This is a genomic window from Mycobacterium sp. NGS45 (genome assembly GCF_059812645.1).
Genome location: NZ_JCALDB010000012.1, coordinates 98,416 through 120,865, shown reverse-complemented (window position 1 = coordinate 120,865; position 22,450 = coordinate 98,416). Strand labels below are relative to the sequence as shown.

Annotated in this window: 22 protein-coding genes; 8 read left to right on the top strand and 14 right to left on the bottom strand. The window is 68.9% G+C overall.

Translation table 11 applies throughout. The features are described from left to right. Window positions 1-65 precede the first annotated feature (65 nt). Window positions 66-650 (top strand): TetR/AcrR family transcriptional regulator, encoded by a 585-nt coding sequence (locus AC5Y3P_RS13180; protein WP_500046344.1) that lies wholly within the window; start codon window positions 66-68, stop codon window positions 648-650. Here the strand turns inward: AC5Y3P_RS13180 and AC5Y3P_RS13175 are convergent. The 6 genes from AC5Y3P_RS13175 to AC5Y3P_RS13150 all read right to left on the bottom strand — a co-directional run bounded on the left by AC5Y3P_RS13175 (window position 640) and on the right by AC5Y3P_RS13150 (window position 9,947). Then, window positions 640-2,517: an alkyl/aryl-sulfatase gene (locus tag AC5Y3P_RS13175; RefSeq protein ID WP_500046343.1), complete on the bottom strand. Its 1,878-nt coding sequence runs from the start codon at window positions 2,515-2,517 to the stop codon at window positions 640-642. The two genes, AC5Y3P_RS13180 and AC5Y3P_RS13175, sit on opposite strands and share 11 nt — an antisense overlap. A gap of 45 nt (window positions 2,518-2,562) precedes the next feature. Beyond that, a complete protein-coding gene (locus AC5Y3P_RS13170; RefSeq protein ID WP_500046342.1) occupies window positions 2,563-4,491 on the bottom strand; it encodes an ArnT family glycosyltransferase in 1,929 nt (642 codons plus the stop codon). A 5-nt stretch (window positions 4,492-4,496) separates the two neighbouring features. Next, the gene (locus AC5Y3P_RS13165; protein ID WP_500046341.1) at window positions 4,497-5,804 is read right to left on the bottom strand and encodes a bifunctional glycosyltransferase family 2/GtrA family protein; all 1,308 of its coding nucleotides are present in this window, start codon (window positions 5,802-5,804) and stop codon (window positions 4,497-4,499) included. Window positions 5,805-5,867: 63 nt separating this feature from the next. Further along, a complete protein-coding gene (locus AC5Y3P_RS13160) occupies window positions 5,868-7,697 on the bottom strand; it encodes a glycosyltransferase family 39 protein (protein WP_500046340.1) in 1,830 nt (609 codons plus the stop codon). 44 nt (window positions 7,698-7,741) lie between these two features. Continuing rightward, window positions 7,742-9,265 carry a sensor histidine kinase gene (locus AC5Y3P_RS13155; RefSeq protein ID WP_500046339.1) on the bottom strand — a complete coding sequence of 508 codons (1,524 nt, stop codon included), beginning with the start codon at window positions 9,263-9,265 and terminating at the stop codon, window positions 7,742-7,744. Continuing rightward, window positions 9,243-9,947, bottom strand: a complete 705-nt coding sequence (locus AC5Y3P_RS13150) for a response regulator transcription factor (protein WP_500046412.1) — start codon at window positions 9,945-9,947, stop codon at window positions 9,243-9,245. The genes AC5Y3P_RS13155 and AC5Y3P_RS13150 overlap by 23 nt, the downstream gene beginning before the upstream one ends. Window positions 9,948-10,120: 173 nt before the next feature. Here AC5Y3P_RS13150 and AC5Y3P_RS13145 point away from each other — a divergent pair, with 173 nt between their 5' ends. From AC5Y3P_RS13145 to AC5Y3P_RS13120, 6 genes are read left to right on the top strand one after another with little or no spacing between them, the layout of a single operon-like run. Then, window positions 10,121-10,618: a hypothetical protein gene (locus tag AC5Y3P_RS13145; protein WP_500046338.1), complete on the top strand. Its 498-nt coding sequence runs from the start codon at window positions 10,121-10,123 to the stop codon at window positions 10,616-10,618. 54 nt (window positions 10,619-10,672) lie between these two features. Next, complete coding sequence (locus AC5Y3P_RS13140; protein WP_500046337.1) at window positions 10,673-11,419, top strand: alpha/beta fold hydrolase; 747 nt, start codon at window positions 10,673-10,675, stop codon at window positions 11,417-11,419. A gap of 31 nt (window positions 11,420-11,450) precedes the next feature. Then, complete coding sequence (locus tag AC5Y3P_RS13135) at window positions 11,451-11,858, top strand: DUF1622 domain-containing protein (RefSeq protein WP_500046336.1); 408 nt, start codon at window positions 11,451-11,453, stop codon at window positions 11,856-11,858. Window positions 11,859-11,898: 40 nt separating this feature from the next. After that, complete coding sequence (locus AC5Y3P_RS13130; RefSeq protein ID WP_500046411.1) at window positions 11,899-12,894, top strand: phosphotransferase family protein; 996 nt, start codon at window positions 11,899-11,901, stop codon at window positions 12,892-12,894. Next, window positions 12,891-14,069, top strand: coding sequence for an acyl-CoA dehydrogenase family protein (locus AC5Y3P_RS13125; RefSeq protein WP_500046335.1), 1,179 nt, complete (start codon window positions 12,891-12,893; stop codon window positions 14,067-14,069). The genes AC5Y3P_RS13130 and AC5Y3P_RS13125 overlap by 4 nt, the downstream gene beginning before the upstream one ends. Before the next feature lie 42 nt (window positions 14,070-14,111). Continuing rightward, a complete protein-coding gene (locus AC5Y3P_RS13120) occupies window positions 14,112-14,873 on the top strand; it encodes an SDR family NAD(P)-dependent oxidoreductase (protein WP_500046334.1) in 762 nt (253 codons plus the stop codon). An 18-nt stretch (window positions 14,874-14,891) separates the two neighbouring features. Here the strand turns inward: AC5Y3P_RS13120 and AC5Y3P_RS13115 are convergent, their stop codons facing one another. From AC5Y3P_RS13115 to AC5Y3P_RS13090, 6 genes are read right to left on the bottom strand one after another with little or no spacing between them, the layout of a single operon-like run. Then, window positions 14,892-15,527 carry an urease accessory protein UreD gene (locus AC5Y3P_RS13115; protein WP_500046333.1) on the bottom strand — a complete coding sequence of 212 codons (636 nt, stop codon included), beginning with the start codon at window positions 15,525-15,527 and terminating at the stop codon, window positions 14,892-14,894. Continuing rightward, window positions 15,527-16,189: an urease accessory protein UreG gene (ureG, locus tag AC5Y3P_RS13110; RefSeq protein WP_500046332.1), complete on the bottom strand. Its 663-nt coding sequence runs from the start codon at window positions 16,187-16,189 to the stop codon at window positions 15,527-15,529. Before ureG ends, AC5Y3P_RS13115 begins: the two co-directional genes overlap by 1 nt. Window positions 16,190-16,234: 45 nt before the next feature. After that, the gene (locus AC5Y3P_RS13105; protein ID WP_500046410.1) at window positions 16,235-16,891 is read right to left on the bottom strand and encodes an urease accessory protein UreF; all 657 of its coding nucleotides are present in this window, start codon (window positions 16,889-16,891) and stop codon (window positions 16,235-16,237) included. Further along, a complete protein-coding gene (locus AC5Y3P_RS13100; RefSeq protein ID WP_500046331.1) occupies window positions 16,888-18,609 on the bottom strand; it encodes an urease subunit alpha in 1,722 nt (573 codons plus the stop codon). Before AC5Y3P_RS13100 ends, AC5Y3P_RS13105 begins: the two co-directional genes overlap by 4 nt. Further along, window positions 18,606-18,923: an urease subunit beta gene (gene ureB, locus AC5Y3P_RS13095; protein WP_500046330.1), complete on the bottom strand. Its 318-nt coding sequence runs from the start codon at window positions 18,921-18,923 to the stop codon at window positions 18,606-18,608. Before ureB ends, AC5Y3P_RS13100 begins: the two co-directional genes overlap by 4 nt. Beyond that, window positions 18,920-19,222: an urease subunit gamma gene (locus AC5Y3P_RS13090; RefSeq protein ID WP_500046329.1), complete on the bottom strand. Its 303-nt coding sequence runs from the start codon at window positions 19,220-19,222 to the stop codon at window positions 18,920-18,922. Before AC5Y3P_RS13090 ends, ureB begins: the two co-directional genes overlap by 4 nt. A 231-nt stretch (window positions 19,223-19,453) precedes the next feature. Between AC5Y3P_RS13090 and AC5Y3P_RS13085 the strand changes: the two genes are divergently transcribed. After that, window positions 19,454-20,092: a class I SAM-dependent methyltransferase gene (locus AC5Y3P_RS13085; RefSeq protein ID WP_500046328.1), complete on the top strand. Its 639-nt coding sequence runs from the start codon at window positions 19,454-19,456 to the stop codon at window positions 20,090-20,092. 15 nt (window positions 20,093-20,107) lie between these two features. Here AC5Y3P_RS13085 and AC5Y3P_RS13080 read toward each other — a convergent pair whose 3' ends face one another. Both AC5Y3P_RS13080 and AC5Y3P_RS13075 read right to left on the bottom strand, forming a co-directional pair. After that, window positions 20,108-21,082, bottom strand: coding sequence for a pirin family protein (locus tag AC5Y3P_RS13080; RefSeq protein WP_500046327.1), 975 nt, complete (start codon window positions 21,080-21,082; stop codon window positions 20,108-20,110). A gap of 318 nt (window positions 21,083-21,400) precedes the next feature. Next, window positions 21,401-22,336, bottom strand: a complete 936-nt coding sequence (locus AC5Y3P_RS13075; RefSeq protein WP_500046326.1) for a type IV toxin-antitoxin system AbiEi family antitoxin domain-containing protein — start codon at window positions 22,334-22,336, stop codon at window positions 21,401-21,403. Window positions 22,337-22,450 lie beyond the last annotated feature (114 nt).

Here is a 22,450-nt window from a genome sequence, read left to right as displayed (position 1 = left end):
TCGGCTGACGTCGGACTCATCGGCGCGGTTGCCCGTGTAACGATAGGTGCCATGCGGGGAGCGGTATGACCACGGGCGAGACCATGGGGGACTCCGAGGTCGAGCGGATCCTGGCCGCCGCCGTGCGGGTGATGGAGCGGGTGGCCCCCGAAGCCCCGCGGGTCAGCGACATCGTGGCCGAGGCCGGATCGTCGAACAAGGCGTTCTACCGGCACTTCGGCGGTAAGGACGATCTGATCCTGGCGGTGATGAAACGCGGTGTGACGCTGCTGGCCGTGCAGCTCGAACACCAGATGGCCGTCGAGTCCGATCCGGCCGGCAAGATTGCGCGCTGGATCGAGGGGGTGTTGGCCCAGGTCGCCGACCCCGAGTTGATCAGCACCAACCGCGCCGCCACCGGGCAGATGTCAGCAGCGGTGTACCGCCACGTGCTGGATACCGACATCATGGAACCGCTGCGCAACCTGCTGGTCGAACCCATTGCCGCGCTGGGCCGTTCGGCCACTGACGCCGATCTGGTGTTCCTGTGTGCGACCGGAACCATGCGCCGTTATCACGGTTCCGGGGAGCGGCCACAGGCCGCCGACGTCGAACATCTGGTGCAGTTCTGTCTGCGCGGAATCGGTCAACTGCCGGTCGTCACGGCGTGACGATGTCGAACGACGGGTCCGGTTGATCCAGCACGCCGATCAAGGCCTGCAGCAGCGCCGGGTCGCCGGACATGCGCGGCGCCGCTCCGGTGCTGTCGCCGAGCATCAGCGCCACCAATTGACCCCGATCATCGAGTTCGAGCGAGACTCCCGCTGTGTCCGGATCGACGGGCGCCTGGCGATAGACCAACACCCCGTTGCGCAGCGTCAGGCGGTAGTTGGCGGCCAGGTCCGCGAAGCTGACGTCGATGGCCAGGTCCAGATCCCAGGCTCGCGGCCCGTTCACCCTGATCGCCAGGCTGTCGAAGATCTGCTCCGGGGTCAGTTGGTGCAGCATCGAGGCCGACGCCACCTGGGTGGGAGTGCCGAAGTTGCCGTCGCGCAGTTCCGTGGCGCCGGACAGGAAGAAGTTGCGCCAGGTGGCGCACTCCGATCCGAATGCCAGCTGACGCAGGGTTGCCGCGTACAACTCCCGCGCTGGCACATGTTTTTCATCGGTGAACATCACGTGATCCAACAGCGTTGCTGCCCAACGGAAGTCACCGTCGTGGTAGGCCTGCTGGGCGAGCGCGACGACGGCGTCCGGGCCGCCCATCGCGGCGACGTAGCGCGGCCCGATCGCCTCCGGCGGGTGCGGCCACAGCCGGGCCGGGTTGCCGTCGAACCAACCCATGTAGCGCTGGTAGATCGCCTTGACGTTGTGGCTGACCGAACCGTAGTAGCCGCGCGCGTGCCAGGCCTGATCCAGCGCCGGCGGTAACCGGAACTCTTCGGCGATCTCGATGCCGGTCTGGCCCTGGTTGAGCAGACGCAGGGTCTGATCATGCAGGTAGGCGTACAGATCGCGCTGCAAGGACAGAAATTCCACGATGCGCGCCCGGCCCCAGGTGGGCCAGTGGTGCGAGGCGAACAGCACGTCGGTGCGGTCGGCGAAGGTGTCGATGGCTTCGGTCAGATACCCGGACCAGGCGTGCGGGTCACGCACCAGCGCGCCGCGCAGGGTGAGCAGGTTGTGCAGATTGTGGGTGGCGTTCTCGGCCATGCACAGCGCCCGGAACCGCGGGAAGTAGAAATGCATCTCGGCCGGCGCTTCGGTGCCCGGCGCCATCTGGAACTCGATCTCGACGCCGTCGATCACATGCGTTTCTCCGGTGGTGGTGATGTCGATGGTCGGGACGATGATGGCGACTTCGCCCACCGATGGTGTCTGCCCCAGTCCGCAGCCCACTTGGTCGGCGGGTCCGCGGTCCAGCAGTGCGCCGTACATGTAGGCCGCGCGGCGCGCCATCGCGGTGCCGGCGTAGACGTTCTCCTGCACGGCGTGCTCGACGAATCCGGCCGGCGCCAGCACCGCGACCCGCCCGGCGTCGACGTCGGCCTGCGTGGTCACCCCGAGCACGCCGCCGAAGTGGTCGACGTGGCTGTGCGTGTAGATGACCGCGACCACCGGCCGATCGCCGCGATGCGCGCGGTACAGGCCCAGGGCGGCCGCGGCGGTCTCGGTGCACACCAGCGGGTCGATGACGATGATCCCGGTGTCACCCTCGATGACGGTCATGTTCGAGAGGTCCAGTCCGCGAATCTGATACACGCCGTCGACCACCTGGTACAGGCCTTGTTTGGCGCACAGCATGCTCTGCCGCCACAGACTAGGGTGCACGGTCGCCGGGGCGTCTCCGGTCAGGAACGCGTACGCGTCGTTGTCCCACACCACCTTTCCGTCGGCGGCGGTGACCACACATGGCGACAGCGCACCGACGAAACCACGATCGGCGTCCTCGAAGTCGGCGGTATCGGCGAACGGCAACTCCGCGGCTGCCCGGGCATGCGCGGCGGTGACGGCAGGCGACGGTGCGTTTGAGTCCATCCGTCCATCTTCGCCCCGACCACTGCGGCCGGGCGCCGAATCGCGCTATCCGATCAGGTGGTAGACCGTCAGGTCGTCGATGGTGGTGAAGGTGAAGTTGGCCTGCACCCAGTCGCTGATCTGGGTGCCGACGTTGTCCGGGCCGCCGGTCGGGCCGCCCGGGCCGCGACCACCGAAGCTGACGAAGTACTGGATCTGGCCGTCGGCGACGTACTTCTGGAACTGCTGCAGGGTGGGTGCCGGGTCACCGCCCATGAAGCCGCCGATCGCCAGCACCGGTTTGCCTGTGCTCAAGGCCAGGCTGCCGGCCAGCGGTGAGCCCACAGTCGCTGCCGCCCAACGGGTCTCGGAGTCTCGGATCAGCTGCTGAACCTGCTCATTGGACCTGCCGAAGGCGTCCGGGCCGGGGCCGGCGGGCTGGCCGTCTGCGCTGCGCGGCGGACCCGAGGTGGGGATCGGACCACCGTGGCTGTGCAGCACGGTCTCCACGGTGTAGGCCGCGGTCGGCGCCAGGCCGAACAGCAGACCCGCGCCGGCCAGCACCGCGGTGTAGCGGCCGAGTTGCTGCGCGCCGACGATCAGCACCGCGGCCACCGTGATCGCACCGATCAGCACCGTCGGGCCGAGCCAGGGCAACCAGTGCGGGGTGCGCTGCAGCAGCACGTAGTTCCACACCCCGGTACCGGCCAGCATCAGACCGAGCACCAGGCGCGCGCCGCCAAACGCCTTGCCGCGCCAGGCTTCCCGCACCGCAATCGCCGCGGTGGCGGCCACCCCGGGCGCCAGCGCCACCGTGTAGTAGGGGTGCATGATGCCCTTCATGTAGCTGAACACCAGCGCCGTGCTGACCAGCCAACCGCCCCACACCAGCAGGGCCGCCCGGGTGTGATCGGTGCGCGGCGCGCGCCGGGTGAACCACAGCCCGGCCAGCAAGCCGATCAGTGCGGCGGGCAGCAGCCAGGACACCTCGGTACCCATCGACTCGCCGAACATCCGGAACATGCCGGGATCACCGCCGAACATCGCGCCGCCGGGTCCACCCGGCCCGGCGCCGCCGGAGCCGTGGGTGGGGTTGCCGTTGCCGCCGAGCACCCGGCCCAGACCGTTGTAGCCCAGCGTGAGCTGCAGCAGCGTGTTGTCGGTGGAGCCGCCGATGTAGGGCCGGGAGTCGGCGGGCCACAGGTCGACCAGCGCGATGAACGCAGCACTGGAGACCACCATGGCGACCACGCCGACCAGCAGTGCCCGCAGCCGCACCCAGACGCTGCCCGGCATCGCGACCAACACCGCCAAGCCCAACGTCGGGATCACCACGAACGCCTGCATCAGCTTGGCCAGGAATGCGAACCCGAGTGCCACGCCGGCCAGCGCCATCCAGCGGGTGGCATGGCGATCGCTGGTGATCGCGCGGATCACGCAGTAGGCCGCGGCCACCAGCAGCAGCACCAGCAGCGCGTCGGGGTTGTTGTACCGGAACATCAAGGCGACCACCGGGGTCAGCGCCATCGCGGTGCCGGCCACCAGAGCCGCACCGGGACCGTTGGTGCGGCGCACCGCGGCGAACAGCAACCAGACCGCGGTCACCCCCATCAGTACCTGCGGCACCAGCATGCTGGCCGTGCTGAACCCGAACAGCCGACCGGACAGCGCCATCGCCCACAGCGCGGCCGGCGGCTTGTCCACGGTGATCACGTTGCCCGGGTCCAACGAGCCGAACAGCAGCGCCTTCCAGTCCTGCGTGCCGGATTGCACTGCGACGGCGTAGAACTCGTTGGCCCAGCCCAGGGCATTCAGATTCCACAGGTAGAGCACGGCGGTCAGCGTCAGCAGCCCCAGCAGGCCCGGGCGCTCCCAGCGCGGCGCATCGCCGGTGCCCAGCAACAGTCGCCGCCAGCCCGAACGTGGGGCGGCTGCCGGGGCCGCATCCGGCGCGGCGTCGTCGGTCGCGGTGTCGGTGTCGTTGTCGGCGGTCATCACCGTCATCGTGCTTGGTTCCTGACCTCGCGGCGTCGACGGAGTCGCTGCGGATGGAACACCCAGCCGCGCAGCAGCACGAACCGCAGCACGGTGGCCATCAGGTTGGCAGCCACCAGCACGACGAGTTCGACCACCCGTGCCGGCTCGCCGGTGGCGTGCAACAGGGCCAGTGCGGCACTGGTCAGCGACAGCCCGATGCCGAACACCACCAGACCTTCGACGTGGTGGCGCACCGCACCGCCGCGGCCCCGCACCCCGAACGTGAAGCGCCGGTTGGCGGCTGTGTTGGCGATCGCGGTGGCCAGCAGCGCCACCAGGTTTGCGCCTTGGGCACCCAACCCGGCCCGCAGCGCCAGATAGAGCACCAGGTAGGCGACCGTGCTGCAGATCCCGACGGTCGCGAAGAACACGCCTTGGCGCAGCAGCGACCGCGGCGCCGCCGCCCGGGTGCTGGAGCCGAACTGCGCGGCGATCGCGGCCACCGGGATGTCGCCGGTCGCGAAGCCCTTGGCCAGCCGGGCCACGCCCTTGAGGTCGGCGACCGCGGTGGCCACGATGTCGACCCGGCTGTCCGGGTCGTCGACCCAGTCCACCGGCACCTCGTGGATGCGCAGCCCGGTGCGTTCGGCCAGCACCAACAGTTCGGTGTCGAAGAACCAGCCGGTGTCCTCGACATGCGGCAGCAGCGCCCGGGCGGCGTCGGCGTGGATCGCCTTGAACCCGCACTGGGCGTCGGAGAAGCGCGCCGACAGCGTCGAGCGCAGGATCAGGTTGTAGCAGCGCGAGATGATCTCGCGTTTGGGTCCGCGCACCACCCGGGCGCCGCGGGACAGCCTGCTGCCGATCGCGACGTCGGAGTGCCCGGAGATCAACGGCGCGACCAGCGGCAGTAGCGCGGCCAGGTCGGTGGACAGGTCGACGTCCATGTGGGCCAGCACCGGCGCATCCGAATCCGACCACACCTGGTGCAGCGCGGCGCCGCGGCCCTTGCGCTCCAACCGGCAGTAGCGCACCTCGTCGAGTTCGCCGGCCAGCGCGGCGCCGATCCGCGGGGTGCCGTCGACGCTGGCGTTGTCGGCGATCGTGATCCGGAAGCTGAACGGGCACTGCGCGCGCAGGTAGTCATGCAGCCGGCGCACCGAATCGGCCAGCGCGACCTGCTCGTTGTAGACCGGGACGACGACGTCGAGCACCGGCACGCCGCGTTCGGCGGCGACCTGGACCGCATTGCGGCGGGCGGTGCGGGTGGACCGTGCGGCAGGTTCGATGACCCGGGTTGTCGCGTCGTCGCGGTCCACTGCGCTCGTCATGACTTCGATCCTGGGCGACCGGCGTGGGTCGAGAGTTGGTGCTTGCTATGCGTCGGCTGTGAATCAGGACAGGTCGTAGACCGAGACGCCGTCGATGCTGGTCACCGGGAAATTGCCGGCCACCCATTGTGCGATCCGTTCGGCCGCATCGCTGCCGCCGTGCTCGGCGGGCTTCGGCCCCGGCATCGACCCGCCGACGAAGTAGTGGATGCGCCGGTGCGCCACCAGGTCCTGGAACTGCGCCAGCGTGGGTGCCGGATCGGTGCCGTTGAAACCGCCGACCGCCAGCACCGGTGCCCCGGTGGCCAGCTGGTAGCCGGCGGCGTTGTTGGAGCCGACAGCCGCGGCCGCCCAGGTGTATCGATCCGCGTCGGCGCCGACGACGGCAACCAGCGCGGGCCCGGGCTGCGACAGCGACAAGAAACCGGGCGGCCCGCCGAACCCCGAACTCGGGCCGGCCGACGGGATGGCACCGCTGTGCGGCGTGGCCGCGGTGGCCACCGAGAACGCGGCCGGGCCGGTCAGCAGGACCGCGACGGCGACCCCGGCCACCACGCGCACCGCGCGATCCGGCAACCGGTGGTTGACCAACAGCAGCACCGCGGCGGCCAGCGCGGCGATCAGCAGCACCGGGCGCAGCCACGGCAACCACTCCGAATACCGCTGCAGCAGTTGGTAGCTCACGACACCGGTGAGCGCGACCGCACCGGCCAGGGTGAGCGCTGCACGCGGATCGGCCCGCCGGTCCCACAGCAGCGCGCCGCCGATGCCCACGCAGCCGGCCACCGCCGGCGCCAACGCCACCGTGTAGTACGGGTGCACGATGCCGTTCATGTAGCTGAACACCGCCGCGGTGCCCAGCAGCCAGCCACCCCACACCAGCAGTGCGGCCCGAACCGGGTCGGTGCGTGGTGCCCGCCGGGTGATGATCAGCCCCGCGACCAACCCGATCACCGCGGCCGGCAACAGCCAGCCGATTTGGTTGCCCATCTCCCCGCCCAGCAGGCGGGCCCAGCCGACGTCGAAGTTGAGGTTGCCCAGCCCGCCGGTCTCGGCGCCGGTGAGTCGGCCCACGCCGTTGTAGCCCAGCGCCAGCTCGATGACCGAATTGTGTTGTGAACCACCGATGTACGGGCGGGAATCAGCGGGCCACAGTGCCACCAGCAGCAGATACCAGCCGGCCGAAACCAGCAGCGCCGCCGCCCCCGCCGTCAGCCGCAGCAGGCGGACTCGGCGCGCCATGTCCGCGCACACCAGGAATACCACGGCCAGCACCGGTGCCACCAGGAAGGCTTGTAGCATCTTGGCCAGAAAACCCACGCCCAGCGCCAGGCCGGCGGCCGGCATCCAGCACGGGCTGCTGCCGCGTTCGATCGCGCGCAGCGTGCAGTAGCCGGCCAGCACCATGCTCAACACCAGCAACGCGTCCGGGTTGTTGAACCGGAACATCAGCGCAGCGGCCGGCGTCGACGCCAGTACCGCACCGGCCAGCAGCGCGGCCCGCGGACCGCAGCTGCGCCGCACCGCGGCGTAGAGCACCCCGACCGCGGCGACGCCCATCAGCGCCTGCGGCACCAGCATGCTCCACGGGTTGAACCCGAACAGCCGCACCGACAAACCCATGACCCACAGCGCGCCCGGGGTCTTGTCGACCGTGATCGCGTTGGCCGCGTCACTGGAACCGAACAGCCATGCCGTCCAGTTCTGCGATCCGGCCTGCACGGCAGCCGCGTAGAAGCCGTTGGCCCAGCCACTTTCGCCCAGGTTCCACAAATAGAGCACCCCCGTCGTGCACAGCAGCGCAACGACGGCGATCAGCTCGCGGCGGCTGCGCCGAACTTCGGGCGGGGTGTGGACTTGCCCGGCGGTGGGCACGGGGCAGGTCACGGTCACCGATCCAGCCTGCCCGATCAGCGTGGCCCCGACATGAGCGACGGCTATGCGCCGGCTGTGAACGGCAGCCGAACCACGAATTCGGTGTCCCCGGGCCGGCTTTGCACGTCGATGCTGCCGCCATGGGCCCGTACCACGGCCGCCACGATCGCCAACCCCAGTCCGGTGCTGCCGGCGTTTCTGGATCGCGAGGTATCGCCGCGCGCGAAGCGTTCGAACACCTCCGACTGCAACTCGGTCGGGATGCCGGGACCGTCGTCGGCGACCCGCAGCACCGCGGCATCGGGTTCCGGGGTCAGCGACACCGTCACGGTGGTGCCCGGCGGTGTGTGCACCCGGGCGTTGGCCAGCAGGTTGGTCAGCACCTGGTGCAGTCGGGCGGTGTCGCCGGTCACGGTGACCGGTTCCTCGGGCAGATCCAGGTTCCACTCATGATCTGCGCCGGCCACGTGCGCATCGCTGACCGCATCGATCGCCAACTGCGACAGGTCAACTGGCTCCTGTTCGAGCGGACGTCCGGAATCCAGCCGGGCCAGCAGCAGCAGGTCTTCGACCAGACTGGAGAGCCGCTTGGCTTCCGAGGACACCCGACCCATGGCGTGCGCGACTTCGTCGGGCAGCTCACTGCGGTGCCGCTGCACCAGTTCGGAATAGCCGCGGATCGCGGTCAGCGGGGTACGCAGTTCATGGCTGGCGTCGGCGACAAACTGGCGGACCCGGGTCTCGCTGGCCTGCCGGGTCGACAGCGCGGCCGCGATGTGGTCGAGCATCCGGTTCAGCGCCGAACCCATCTGTCCCACTTCGGTGTTCGGGTTGGTGTCCGGCTCGGACACCCGGACCGGCAGCTCGACCTCGCCGCGGTCCAACGGCAGGTTCGCGACCTCGCGGGCGGTGGCCGCGACCCGGGTCAGCGGCGTCAACGCGCGACGGGTGATCATCGCCCCGACCGTCGAGGCGATCAACACCGTGGCGACCGCGACCACCACGAAGATCAGCAGCACCCGCAGCATGGTGGCGTTGACGTCGGACATCGGCATCGCGGTGACGATGACGTCGCCGCCGCGGTCCTGCGCGGCGATCGCCCGGTAACTGCCCAACTCATCGAGGTCGACGGCGACCGGGCGGGCGCCGGGCTCCAGTGCGGTGAGCGTCTCGACGGCCGGGTCGGGCAGCGCAGCCCGGTCGCCGGCGCTGGTGAGCAGACCGGCCTCCAGTCGGCCGCCGCGGTGCACGACGACGGCGATCAACCCGACCGGTTGCCCGGGCGCGTCCAGGAAGTCCGGACCCGGGCCGGGCCGGCGGTAGGGCCGGCCGGTGCCGTCCGGGCCGATCGGCGGTGGCGGGAAGCTGGACAGCACCGTCGAGCGGTGCGAGATCTCGGTCAGGCTCTGGTCGAGTTGGGCCACCAGGTATTGCCGCAAGGCGACTTCGGTGACCGCGCCGATGCCGATGCAGACCAGCACCAGCAGCAGGATCTGGCCCACCATCAGCCGGGTGCTCAACGACCAGTTGCCGGGAGCGCGGCGGCTGCGCCGAATCTCGGTGTCAGCCTGCGGGTTTGAGGACATACCCGGCCCCCCGCAGGGTGTGGATCATCGGTGTTCTGCCGTTGTCGATCTTCTTGCGCAAATAGGAGATGTAGAGCTCGACGATGTTGGACCGGCCACCGAAGTCGTAGCTCCACACCCGGTCGAGGATCTGCGCTTTGGACAGCACCCGCTTGGGGTTGCGCATCATGAACCGCAGCAACTCGAACTCGGTGGAGGTCAACGTGATCGGCTCCCCGGCGCGGGTCACCTCGTGGCTGTCCTCGTCGAGCACCAGATCCCCCACCACGATCTGCGCGCCGCTGTCCTCGGTGGTGACCCCGGTGCGGCGCAGCAGCGCACGCAACCGCAGCACCACCTCTTCGATGCTGAACGGTTTGGTGACGTAGTCATCGCCGCCGGCGGTCAGACCGGCGATCCGGTCTTCGACGGCGTCCTTGGCGGTCAGCAGCAGCACCGGCAGCGCCGGGTTGTCCTCCCGGAGTCGGCGCAGCACGTCCAGGCCGCTCATGTCCGGCAGCATCACGTCGAGCACGACGACGTCGGGGCGCGCGCTGCGGGCCGCGGCAATCGCCGACGCGCCGTCACCGGCGGTGGTGATCTCCCAGCCCTCGTAGCGCAGCGCCATCGACACCATCTCGGCGAGCACGGCTTCGTCGTCGACCACCAGGATGCTGATCGGACTTCCGTCGGCACGCCGCATGACCACGCGTTGCGCAGGGGAAGACGTCATGACTCCCAGTCTTCGAAATTTCGATGGGCCGACCCTGTGTCGATTCTATGCGCCGGCTGTGAAGATCAGAGCGGGTTGTGCGCCACATCGCCTGCTGGGCTGTTACACAGCCGGCACACAGCTGCGCGCGCCACCGTGGTGGCATGCAGACCGAGGTTTCCTCGCCCGTCTGGGGCGAAACCACCGACGAGCAACCGCAGTGGTCGATGCGCAAGACGCTGGGCGCGGTCGGGATCGCAGTGCTGTTGGCGGCCGGCGGCGCCGCGGTGATCTACGCCGTCGACGGCGGTGCGACCGCGCAGGGCGGCTTCGATGCGCCCGGCGGTGGGCCCGGCGGCCCAGGTGGGCCCGGCCCGAGTTTCGGGCGCGACGCCCAAACGCCGACCGCGCTGCACGGACAGTTCGTGGTCACCGACGAAGACGGCGGGTTCACCACCCAGTTGACCCAGACCGGGACCGTCACCGAGGTGACGGACACGTCGATCACTGCGCGCAGCGCCGACGGGTTTGTCGCGACCTACACCATCACCGCCGACACCCGGCAGACCCGCGAACCGGCGCAGGCCGGCGACACCGCCACCATCCGCGGCGTGCTGACCGACGGGGTCAGCACCGCGACCGCGATCTCACCGCAGCGCTGACGACCCGGGCGCGGTCCCTGTAGCAACGTCGGTGCGGCATGCCAGCATGGGGCCATGACCGTCGTCTTGGTGCATGGCAATCCGGAAACCGACGCGATCTGGGACCCGCTGGTGGCAGCCCTCGGGCGCAGCGACGTGGTCCGGCTCTCACCACCGGGTTTCGGTGCACCGCTGCCCGCGGACTTCGAGCCAACCCACACCGGCTACCGGGACTGGCTGGCCGGCGAGTTGGGGCGCTTCGACGCACCGGTCGACCTGGTGGGCCACGACTGGGGTGGCGGACACGTCGTCAATGTGGTGCTGCAGCAGCCCGAGCTGGTGCGCAGCTGGGCCACCGACGTGATCGGATTGTTCGACCCGGACTACACCTGGCACGACATGGCCAAGGTGTGGCAGACCCCCGGCGCGGGTGAGGAACTGATCGACTCGATGATCGGCGGCCCGGTCGAGCAGCGCGCCGAAACGCTTGTCGCGTTAGGTTTTCCACCCGAAACCGCAGCCGTCGTCGCCGTCGGGCAGACCCCCGAGATGGGACGCGCCATCCTCACCCTGTACCGGTCGGCTCCGGAAACCACATTGGCCGAGGTCGCCGCGTTGCTGCCGGCGGCCGCCGCCCGACCGGGTTTGGCGCTGCTCGCGACCGACGATCCCTACCTGGGTGAGCAGTCCACGATCCGGCGCGCCGCGCAGCGGGCCGGGGCCCGGGTCGAGGTGCTCGACGGACTGGGACACTGGTGGATGCTGCAGGATCCGCAGCGCAGCGCCCAGGCACTGACCCGGTTCTGGGCGTCCTTGACCTGAGCGGTCCGCGGCCACAGTAGGTTTGCCTGGCATGGAGTTCTATGAGGCCATCGAGATCGTGGGCAAGGTCATCGACGGGGTCGGGGTCGCCGTCATCGCGGTGGGTGCGGTGGTGGCCGCCGGCGTCGCGGTCGGGCGGATGCTGCGCAAGACACCGCACACCTATCGGCTGTTCCGCGGTCAACTCGGCCGGGCCATCCTGCTCGGCCTGGAACTGCTGGTGGCCGCCGACATCATCCGGACCGTGGCGATCACCCCGACCATGGAGAGCATCGGCGTGCTGGCCGGCATCGTGCTGATCCGGACTTTCCTGAGTTGGTCGCTGGAACTCGAGATCAGCGGCTTCTGGCCGTGGCAGCACAAACGCCCCGAGGAATCCACTGCGCCGGCGGCCGCGGTATCCGACACCACAGACCAGACCGGACCAACCAACCGGTAGGTTGTCAGTCGTGGACGATCTGGACAAAGTCTCGGAGTGGATGTCGGCGCGTGGCCTGGCTGAGGGTCCGTTGGAGAACGTCACCCCGATCGGCGGTGGCACCCAGAACATCATGGTGCGCTTCGAGCGCGATGGGCGCCCGTTCGTCTTCCGGCGCGGCCCGCAGCACCTGCGGCCGATCAGCAACAAGGTGATCTTGCGCGAGACGCAGGTGTTGGGCGCGCTGGCCGGCACCGACGTCCCGCACGCCGGACTGATCGCGGTGTGCGACGACCCCGAGGTCCTCGGCGACGCGGTGTTCTACCTGATGGAACCCATCGACGGCTTCAACGCCGGGGAAGCCCTGCCGGAACCGCATGCCACCGATGAGTCGATCCAGTTCCAGATGGGGTTGTCGATGGCCGACGCGCTGGCCAAGCTGGGCGCCGTCGACCACATCGCGGTGGGTCTGGAGAAGTACGGCAAGCCGGACGGTTTCCTGGAGCGGCAGGTGCCGCGCTGGCTGTCCGAGCTGGAATCGTATTCCGGCTTCGAGGGTTACGCCGGGCCGCAGATCGGTGACGTCGACGGCGTCGCGCAGTGGCTCTCCGAACGCTGCCCGCAGTCCTGGACGCCGGGCATCATGCACGGCGACTACCACGGCGCCAACGTGATGTTCGCCAAGACCGGACCCGAAGTCGTCGCGATCGTCGACTGGGAGATGAGCACCATCGGCGACCCGCTGCTGGACCTGGGCTGGATGCTGGCCACCTGGCGTTATCCCGGGCAGGACACCGTGCTGGGCCAGGCCCTGATGGACGCCCCCGGCCTGTGCACACCCGATGACCTGGTCAACCGGTACGCCCAGCACACCAACCGGGACCTGACCCACATCAAGTGGTACGCCGTGATGGCCTGCTTCAAGCTCGGGATCATCTTGGAGGGCAGTCACGCCCGAGCCGCGGCCGGCCTGGCGCCGGTCGAGATCGGTGATCACCTGCACACCGCGACCCTGCGACTGTTCGAACGGGCTGAGACCCTGATTGGAGAGGCATGATCGACTTCGAGGTTCCCGCCAGCGTGACCGCTCTGCGCGACCAGATCCGCGCGTTCGTCACCGAGCAGGTGGTCCCATTCGAGACCGATCCCCGACTGACCCGGCACGGCCCCACCGAGGAGCTGCGCACCGAGCTGGTGGACCTGGCCCGCAAGGCCGGACTGTTGACCTTCCAGGCGCCGCACCGGTTCGGCGGCCGCGAGCCCAGCCACCTCGAGCAGGCCGTGCTGTTCGAGGCGGCCGGCTGGTCCACGCTGGGGCCCGTCGCGTTGAACTGCGCAGCCCCCGATGAGGGCAACATGTTCCTGCTCGGCAAGATCGCCAACGACGAACAGGTCGAGAAGTTCCTGGTCCCGGTGATCGAGGGCAAGCAGCGTTCGGTGTTCGCGATGACCGAACCCGGCGGCGCCGGTTCGGATCCCAACCAGTTGGCCACCGAGGCCGTGTTCGACGGCAACGAGTACGTGATCAACGGCCTGAAGTGGCTGATCACCGGCGCCAACGGCGCCCGCACCTGGATCATCATGGCCCGGGTGGCGCCGAATTCCCATGGCGCCGATGGTCCGACGCTGTTCTTGTGCGACGGCAATACGCCGGGCATCGAACTCGAGCGAGTGATGAACACGATGGACCGCAACTACGTCGAAGGGCACGGCGTGGTGCGGTTCAACGACCTGCGGCTGCCGGCCTCGGCCGTGCTCGGCGAGGTGGGTCAGGCGCTGCGTTACGCCCAGCTGCGGCTGGCTCCGGCGCGTTTGACGCACTGCATGCGCTGGCTGGGTGCAGCTTCACGCGCGCAGTCGATCGCGATCGAACATGCCCGCACCCGAACCGGTTTCGGCAAGACGCTGTCCGAACACCAGGGCGTGAGCTTCATGATCGCCGACAACGAGATCGCTCTGCAGCAGTGCCGGCTGGCGATCTGGTGGGCCTGCTGGACGTTGGACTCCGGCGCCAAGGGCCGGCACGAAAGCTCGATGGTCAAGGCCTATGTCTCCGAGGAACTGTTCAAGGTGGCCGACCGCTGCGTCCAAATCCTGGGCGGCATGGGCATTTCCGATGAGACGCCGGTCGCGATGATCTTCTCCGACATGCGCGCCTTCCGGCTCTACGACGGGCCGACCGAGGTGCACAAGCATGCCATCGCCCGCCAGGTGCTGCGCAACCCGTCCTGATCGCTGCTGCTCGCCAAAAGTACTGACAAGTAAGGAAGAACATTGAGCGTGCTGGATTCGTTCAAGCTCGACGACAAGGTTGTCATCGTCACCGGAGCCTCCTCGGGGCTGGGTGTTTCGTTCGCGCAGGCCTTCGCCGAAGCCGGCGCCGACGTCGTCCTGGCCGCCCGCCGGGTGGAGAAGTTGGCCGACACCGCGGCGCTGGTGCAGGCCGCCGGTCGGCGGGCACTGAGTGTGCAGACCGACGTCGCCGATCCCGAACAGTGCCAAGCGCTGGTGGACGCCGCGATGAAAGAGTTCGGCCACGTCGACGTGTTGGTCAACAACGCCGGCATCGGCACCGCGGTGCCCTCGACGCGGGAAACCCCCGAAGAGTTCCGCAAGGTGATCGACATCAACCTGGAGGGCTCCTACTGGATGGCGCAGGCCTGCGGCCGGGTGATGCAGCCCGGCAGTTCGATCATCAACATCTCCAGCATCCTGGGCATCACCACCGCGGGCTTGCCGCAGGCGGCCTACGCCGCATCCAAGGCCGGTGTCATCGGCCTGACCCGCGACCTGGCTGCGCAGTGGGGCGGGCGCAAGGGAATTCGGGTCAACGCGTTGGCGCCGGGCTTCTTCTTGTCGGAGATGACCGACGAGTACAAGCCTGGCTACCTGGATTCGCAGATGCCGCGCGTGGTGCTGGGCCGCACCGGCGACCCCGCCGAGTTGGCGGCCAGCGCGGTCTGGCTGGCCTCGAAGGCCGGCGGGTACGTGGTGGGTCAGACCATCGCGGTCGACGGTGGCCTGACCATCAACTGAGTCGGTGCGCCGCTGATGCTAGGCCGGCGGCAACTGCGGACCCTGCCAGGTGGACAGGCAGCCGCCATGTTCCAGCTCGAGGGTCAGCCCGTCGCCGGGTAGATCGGTGCCCGGATAACGGAGTTGGCTGATCTGGGCGCGGACCGTGCCGAGTTCGTCGTCGATCACCGAGCCGGCACCGAGTTCGACGCGGTGCCGCACCAGCGGTGCCGCCCCGACATCGACGCTCAGCGCGCCGGACCAGAATCCTTGGTGTTCTCCGGTGCGCCCGATCTGCACGCGTTCCCGGATCCAGATGTTGGCGTCCTCGTCGAGTTGGATCCGGGTGCTGCTCAGGTGCCGGGCTGCGGCCGCCACGATCATCGGTTCCGGATCGACGTCGAGCTCACCGGCCACCTCGAAACTCCACTCGGCGTTCGATTCTCGGGTGTCCGGCCCGGGCAGTGCGATGGCCGCGGCCACCGAGCGCACCCGCAGCGTCGCACCGCGCTCGACCACGATCCGCACCGTGCTGCTGTCACCGCCCAGCGGAGTCGCGGCCGCAGACACCAAATGCACGGTATTCGGGCCGGTTTGGCGCACCGCGATCGCGCCTCGCCCGTCGACCCGTGGGGCCCGGTCGACCGAGGCGACGATCAGGACTTCGGAGTGCATCAGGACGCGAGTTGTTCGCGCACCCAGGACAGCACCGGCGTCGCCGCCGGATCCTCGACCAGGGACACGAACACCGCGGGGCGGTCGTGGCGCACCTTACCGGCGTCGCGGCGCATGACGTCGAGATCCGCGCCGACCAGCGCAGCCAGATCAGTCTTGTTGATCACCAACAGGTCTGAGAATGTCACGCCGGGTCCGCCCTTGCGGGGCACCTTGTCGCCGCCGGCCACGTCGATCACGAAGATCTGCACGTCGACCAGACCGGTGGAGAACATCGCGGTCAGGTTGTCGCCACCGGACTCCACCAGGATCAGGTCCAGTGCCGGATTGCCGGCGACCAGGTCGTCGATGGCATCCAGGTTGGCGGTGATGTCATCGCGGATCGCGGTGTGCGGGCAGCCGCCGGTCTGTACGGCAGCAATCCGCTCGTCGGGCAGCACGGCGTGCCGGCGCAGGAAGTCGGCGTCCTCGGTGGTGTAGATGTCGTTGGTCAGCACGGCCAGCGACAGTTCGTCACGCAGCTGTCGGCACAGCGCGGCGACCAACGCGGTCTTGCCGGACCCGACCGGTCCGCCGACCCCGATGCGCAGCGCTTCGCCGGGCGTGCGGATGCGTTTGGCCGACGGGCCCTGCACCTCGGCGTCAATGAAATGTGGTGGCATGCTGATCCTTTCCCCTGTTGCCCGACCCACGGGACGGCAGGTGGTTCACGAGACGAACAATGGTCGGTCCCGCTCGACGTGGCGTTGCGCCAGCACATCCAGCAGCGGGTCGGACAGGTCGGCGAGCTCTGCGCAGGCGCGTGCCGCGGTGTCCTCACACAACCCCGCGAGCTCGAAGGTGATCGCCGCGACGTCGGCGGGATCGAGTGCGAGCAGGCGCTGCGCCGCGGTGGCGCTGCCGGTCATGCTGGTGTACACCAACGAGATCGCGGTCTGCTGCGCGGACAGCCCGGCAACCCGGCCGACCACCCCGGACACCACCGGCAGGTGCGGGCTGCGGCCCAGGTCATCCCAAACACTCTCGGCACCGGGGCTGCCCGCGTCCGGCCAGACTCGTCGTGCCAGCCGCAGCAGTCCGCGGCCCTGCACCCTCGAGGCCTGCCGCGCGGCCGGAGCCGGTGTGCGGGCATCGGTTTCGCGGTCGGCCTGGTTCGGCGTCAACCGGCCGTCGGCGACCGCGGCCGCCAAGGATGCGGTCACCAGGGCTTGGGTGCGGATCCGTCGACGCAGGTAGGCCCGCAGCGTGTCCAGGTCGCCGACCAACCCGCAGGTGATCGCTTCCTCCATGCCGCCGGAATGCACGTGGCCACCGGCCGGTAATCGGGAGTCGGCCAGCCCAAGCAGCGTCACCAGTGTCATCAGAACAGGAAATACAGTTGTGCCATCGGCAGTTCGGTGGCCGGTTGCTCCTGCCACACCTGGCCGTCGATCCGCACCGTGAAGGTGTCCGGATCGACCTCGATGTCCGGCCGTGCGTCATTGTGCGGCATGTCGGCCTTGCCGATCCGGCGGGTGTCCTTCACCGCGACCAGCGATCGGTTGACCCGCAGTCGTTGCGGCAGACCGTCGTCGAGCGCGGCCGGCGCCACGAAATGCACCGACGTGGCGGCCGCGGCGGCTGGGGCCGCGCCGAATGCGGGTCGCGGCAGCACCGGCTGCGGCGACGGGATCGAGGCGTTGGCGTCACCCATCGCGGCCCAGGCGATCATGCCGCCCTTGAGCACCGCGTGCGGCCGTACCCCGAAGAAGCGGGGATCCCACAGCACCAGGTCGGCGAGCTTGCCCACTTCGACCGAGCCGACTTCGTCGTCCAGACCATGCGCAACGGCCGGGCAGATGGTGTACTTAGCTACATATCTGCGGGCCCGCAGGTTGTCGGCCGCGCCGTCGCCGGGCAGCGCGCCGCGGCGACGTTTCATCACGTGCGCGGTCTGCCAGGTGCGGATCACCACCTCGCCGACCCGGCCCATCGCCTGGGCGTCGCTGCCGATCATCGAGATGGCACCGATGTCATGCAGTAGGTCTTCGGCGGCGATGGTGGACGGCCGGATCCGGCTTTCAGCGAACGCCAAATCCTCTGGGACGCTGGGCTTGAGGTGGTGGCACACCATCAGCATGTCCAGGTGTTCGTCGAGCGTGTTGACGGTGTGCGGCCGGGTCGGGTTGGTGGAGCTGGGCAGCACGTGCGGTTGGCCCGCGATGGTGATGATGTCCGGCGCGTGGCCGCCGCCAGCACCCTCGGTGTGGTAGGCGTGGATCGAACGACCGGCGATCGCAGCTACGGTGTCCTCGACGAACCCGGCTTCATTGAGGGTGTCGGTGTGCAGGGCAACCTGCACACCGGAGGCGTCGGCGACCCGCAGGCAGGCGTCAATCGCCGCAGGCGTCGAGCCCCAGTCCTCATGCAGTTTGAAACCCGAAGCGCCGCCACGTAGTTGCTCCCACATGGATTCGGCGCTGACGGTGTTGCCCTTGCCCAGCAGCGCGATGTTCATCGGCCAGCCGTCCAACGCTTCCAACATGCGGGCCAGGTGCCAGGCGCCGGGGCTGACCGTGGTGGCCTTGCTGCCCTCGGCCGGTCCGGTACCGCCGCCGATCATGGTGGTGATGCCCGAACCGAGTGCCTCCTCCATGATCTGCGGGCAGATGAAGTGCACGTGACAGTCGATACCGCCCGCGGTGAGGATCCGGCCGTTGCCGGCGATCACCTCGGTCGAGGGGCCGACCACCAGGCCGGGGTGCACCCCGTCCATGATGTCGGGGTTGCCGGCCTTGCCGATCGCCGAGATTCGGCCGTCCCGAATACCGATGTCGGCCTTGATGATCCCCCAGTGATCCAGAATCACCGCACCGGTGATCACGGTGTCGGGTGCACCCTCGGCGCGGGTCGCCCGGCCCTGGCCCATCGACTCGCGCAGCACCTTGCCGCCGCCGAAAACGGCCTCGTCGCCGGCCCGGCCCGGTCCGCCGCTGCGGTCCTCGGTGATCTCGATCAGCAGGTCGGTGTCGGCCAGCCGGATCCGGTCACCGGTGGTCGGTCCGTACAGCGCGGCGTAGCGTTCCCGCGACAGCGAGGTCATGATGCGTCCAACCGGCCGGGCGGATTCAGGCTCAGCCCGTACACCGCGCGGTCCCCGCCCATCGGAACCAGCAGAACCCATTGGGCCACACCGGGTTCGAATCGCACCGCGGTGCCGGCCGGCACGTCGAGGCGATGGCCGTGGGCGGCGGTGCGGTCGAAGTCCAGTGCCGCGTTGGCCTGCGGCAGGTGCACGTGGCTGCCGACCTGCACCGGGCGGTCGACGGTGTTGACGATCGGCAGCTCCAGCCGCGGTGCACCGTCGTTGATGCTGATCTCGTCGGCCGCGAACAGGATCTCGCCCGGCCTACTCATGAGATCGGGTGGTGCACGGTCACCAGTTTCGTGCCGTCCGGGAAGGTGGCTTCCACCTGGACCTCCGGGACCAAGTCGGGCACGCCGTCCATCACGTCGTGCACACCGAGCACCTCGCGTCCGCTGGACATCAACTCGGCGACGGTGCGGCCGTCTCGGGCACCCTCGAGCAGGTGGTCGGTGATGATCGCGACCGCCTCGGGCTGGTTGAGCCGCAGCCCACGCGCCTGCCGTCGACGGGCCAACTCCGCGGCATAGGAGATCAGCAGACGGTCCTGTTCATGCGGAGTCAGACGCATGGGCGTGATCCTGCCACGTCGAGCCGCACCGGGATTCGGCTCGGCTGGGCGGGCATGCTCGGCGTCATCACTGCCTTCCTTGCGCGGCCATGGTCGGGGTGAAGGTAGCCAGTTGCTGTTGCAGGGATGTGACGGCGGTGTTTCACCCATGCAGCGCACCGAAGCTGGCCGCGCCGGGGGCTTTGCTTGCTGCCCTGGTCGGCACCCGTCGGCGCCGCGTACCGTCGAGGTATGTCCTCGGTACCTCGACGCAACCTCAACGAGGCGGTGACCAAGTTCTGGAGCTTCGCCTCGCCCGCCTACGATTTGGCCGCCCTGCAGTGGTTTTACCGCCCCGCCCAAGACGAGGTGATCGAGGTGTTGCGCGCCCAGGGCTGCACCCGAGTGGTCGACGTGGCCTGCGGCACCGGCATTCTGGCCGACCGGATCCAGCGGGAACTGGCGCCGGACGAGGTGTACGGCGTCGACATGTCCGAGGGCATGCTGGCCAAGGCGAAGGCCCGCTCCGCTGAGGTGCACTGGCTGAGCGCGCCGGCCGAAGAGTTGCCGTTCGAGGACGGCGCGTTGGACGCGGTGGTGACCACCTCGGCGTTTCACTTCTTCGATCAGCCCGCCGCGTTGCGCGAGTTCCACCGCGTGCTGGCCCCCGGCGGCGTCGTCGCGGTGACCACGATCAGCCCGCTGGCGGTGTTCCCGTTTTCCGCGGTGCTCGACCATCGCCTCGCACCTGCACACAACCCCACCGCCGAGCAGATGCGGGAACTGTTCACCGACGCCGGGTTCAGCGTCGATGAACAGCACCGCGTGCGGCGACCGCTGTGGACCCAACTGGTGTCGGATCTGCTCACCGTCGGGATCAAGCCCGCGTAGTTCAGCGGTGCGGCATCAGCGCATCGGCCGGTGCGGCGTCAGCGCATCGGGCGGGATCTGACCGAACTTGCCGGACTGGAAGTCCTCGAGCGCCTGGATCACGTCGGCCTTGGTGTTCATCACGAACGGTCCGTAGTGGAACACGGGCTCTCGAATCGGTTGGCCGCCCAACAGCAGAACCTCCATGGCGGGTCGGTGGGAATCCTGTGTGCCGTCGGCCTTGACGGTGATTCGGTCACCGGGACCCAGGACAGCCAGCTGGCCTCCTTCGATGGGCTGCCCGACGGGGCCGATGCTGCCGCGACCGGACAGCACATATACCAGCGCGTTGAACTCCCGGTTCCAGGGCAGGCTGAGCCGAGCGCCGGGCTGGATGGTGCTGTGCGCCAGGGTGATCGGCGTGAACGTCGAACCCGGCCCGGAGTGCCCGTCGATGTCGCCGGCGATCACGCGGACCAGCGCCCCACCGTCCTCAGACGACAGCAGCTTGACCTCGCCGCCCTCGATGGCCTGGTACTTCGGTTGGGCGAACTTGTGCTCGCGGGGCAGGTTGACCCACAGCTGGATGCCGTGGAACATGCCACCACTGTCCACCAGTTCGGCCGGCGGGGTTTCGATGTGCAGGATGCCGGAGCCGGCGGTCATCCACTGCGTGGCGCCGTCGGTGATCAGACCGCCACCGCCGTGTGAATCCTGGTGGGCGAAGCGGCCGTCGATCATGTAGGTGACGGTCTCGAAGCCGCGATGCGGGTGCCAGTCGGTGCCGCGCGGTTCACCGGGCTGGTATTCGACCTCGCCCATCTGGTCCATGTGCACGAACGGGTCGAGTGCGGCAGCGCTGACCCCGGCGAATGCCCGCACGACCGGGAAGCCTTCACCCTCGTAGCCGCGCGGGCCGGTGGTGATCGAGCGCACCGGACGGTCGGTGTCGGTCGGCTGGGGCGATGGGATGCGGGGCAAAGTCAAGGTGTCGGCGGTGATGGCGGGCATGGGTACCTCCTATGGGAGTCAGTACCCGGTATAACCGGACTACGGTCCGATTCATTCCCTGGGTGTGCTGCCGCTGACCCGCCGCTGAACGCCCAGTTGCGACCGAAGTACCCGTCCCCGCTCGGCGGCCCTGCTTTAGCCCGCGCTTTGGCCCGCGCCCAGTTATGCCGAGGATCCTTGCCGAATAGTGGCTGCAATCCTCGGCACAAGTACCGCCGAGCAAGCGTCCCACCCGGCTCAATCGCCGTGGCCGCGACGATCGCACCTTATGCCGAGGATCCTTGCCGAATACTGACTGCAATCCTCGGCACAACTGCCTCAGGCCGCTTGGTCCAGCGGGCCGAACTCGCAGTCCGGCCCGCACCGTCGGCCGGGCGCGTCGATCCCCTGCCGCCGCAGCACCTGGGCGATCTTGGCTGCGGTCTGGCATGGCCGGTCGAAGACCTGCCCGTAAGTAAGCCGAAGGGTCGACCGGCCGTCGACGGCAGCATCGAGGTCCCGTTCGAAATCCGCATCCCGCCGAGTCGCCGAATCGTGGTAGAGCCGGCCATCGAGTTCCACCACGAGCCCGTCGCCGTACTGGGCATCGCGGTAGCAGACGCCGACTGAAGACGCAGACTTCTGCTGTCGCCGCGCCCGAGGTAGTCCGTGCGACCGCTCGACGCGAACCAGATAGCCATGTTCGAGCACCGAACAGGTGCCCTCGGCGATGTCGACCAACACCGACCGCAGCCACCGGCGACGAGGCAACCGTTTCCGGGAGTCGAGGGCCTGCAATAGCCGCTGTGCGGTCGTCCGCCGCGATTGGCACGCGTTGGCCAATGTCGCAATGACATCGAGGTCTGCTGCTGCACGGGCCGCGACGTCGAGGACGGCTTCCTCGTAGCGCATCCGTGGCGGGCCGACATTCCACAGCACCCGCTCCGACAGGTGGTCGAGGTGATGAATGCGAACTCCCGGCGGCTCGGCCAACATGGCGCGCTGCCGTGCGACCGCAACATGGATCAGTGCCGAGTCTTCGCTCATGGCCGATTCGAAGCACAGCGCCGCCGGAGCCGCGTAAAGCACTGCTGCCCAGGCCCGTTGCCGCCAGGTCAGCGGACCGGTGTGATCGACGTAGACACCGCTGTGCACACGGGCCCACTCGTTGCGGCGGAGCAACCGCCGGATCTGATGATCGGCCAGGCCCGCAGCCAGGGCCTGCTGACGCGAGATCACGCCGTCCTGCTGTCGAAGCACGTCGCCGACGACCACGCTTCAATACTCATGGCCAACGGCAGCCACCGCCTGCACGGTCCGACGAGTCTGTGGATAACCGTCAACGCCGAGGATCCTCGCCACATACTGACTGAAATCCTCGGCGTAACT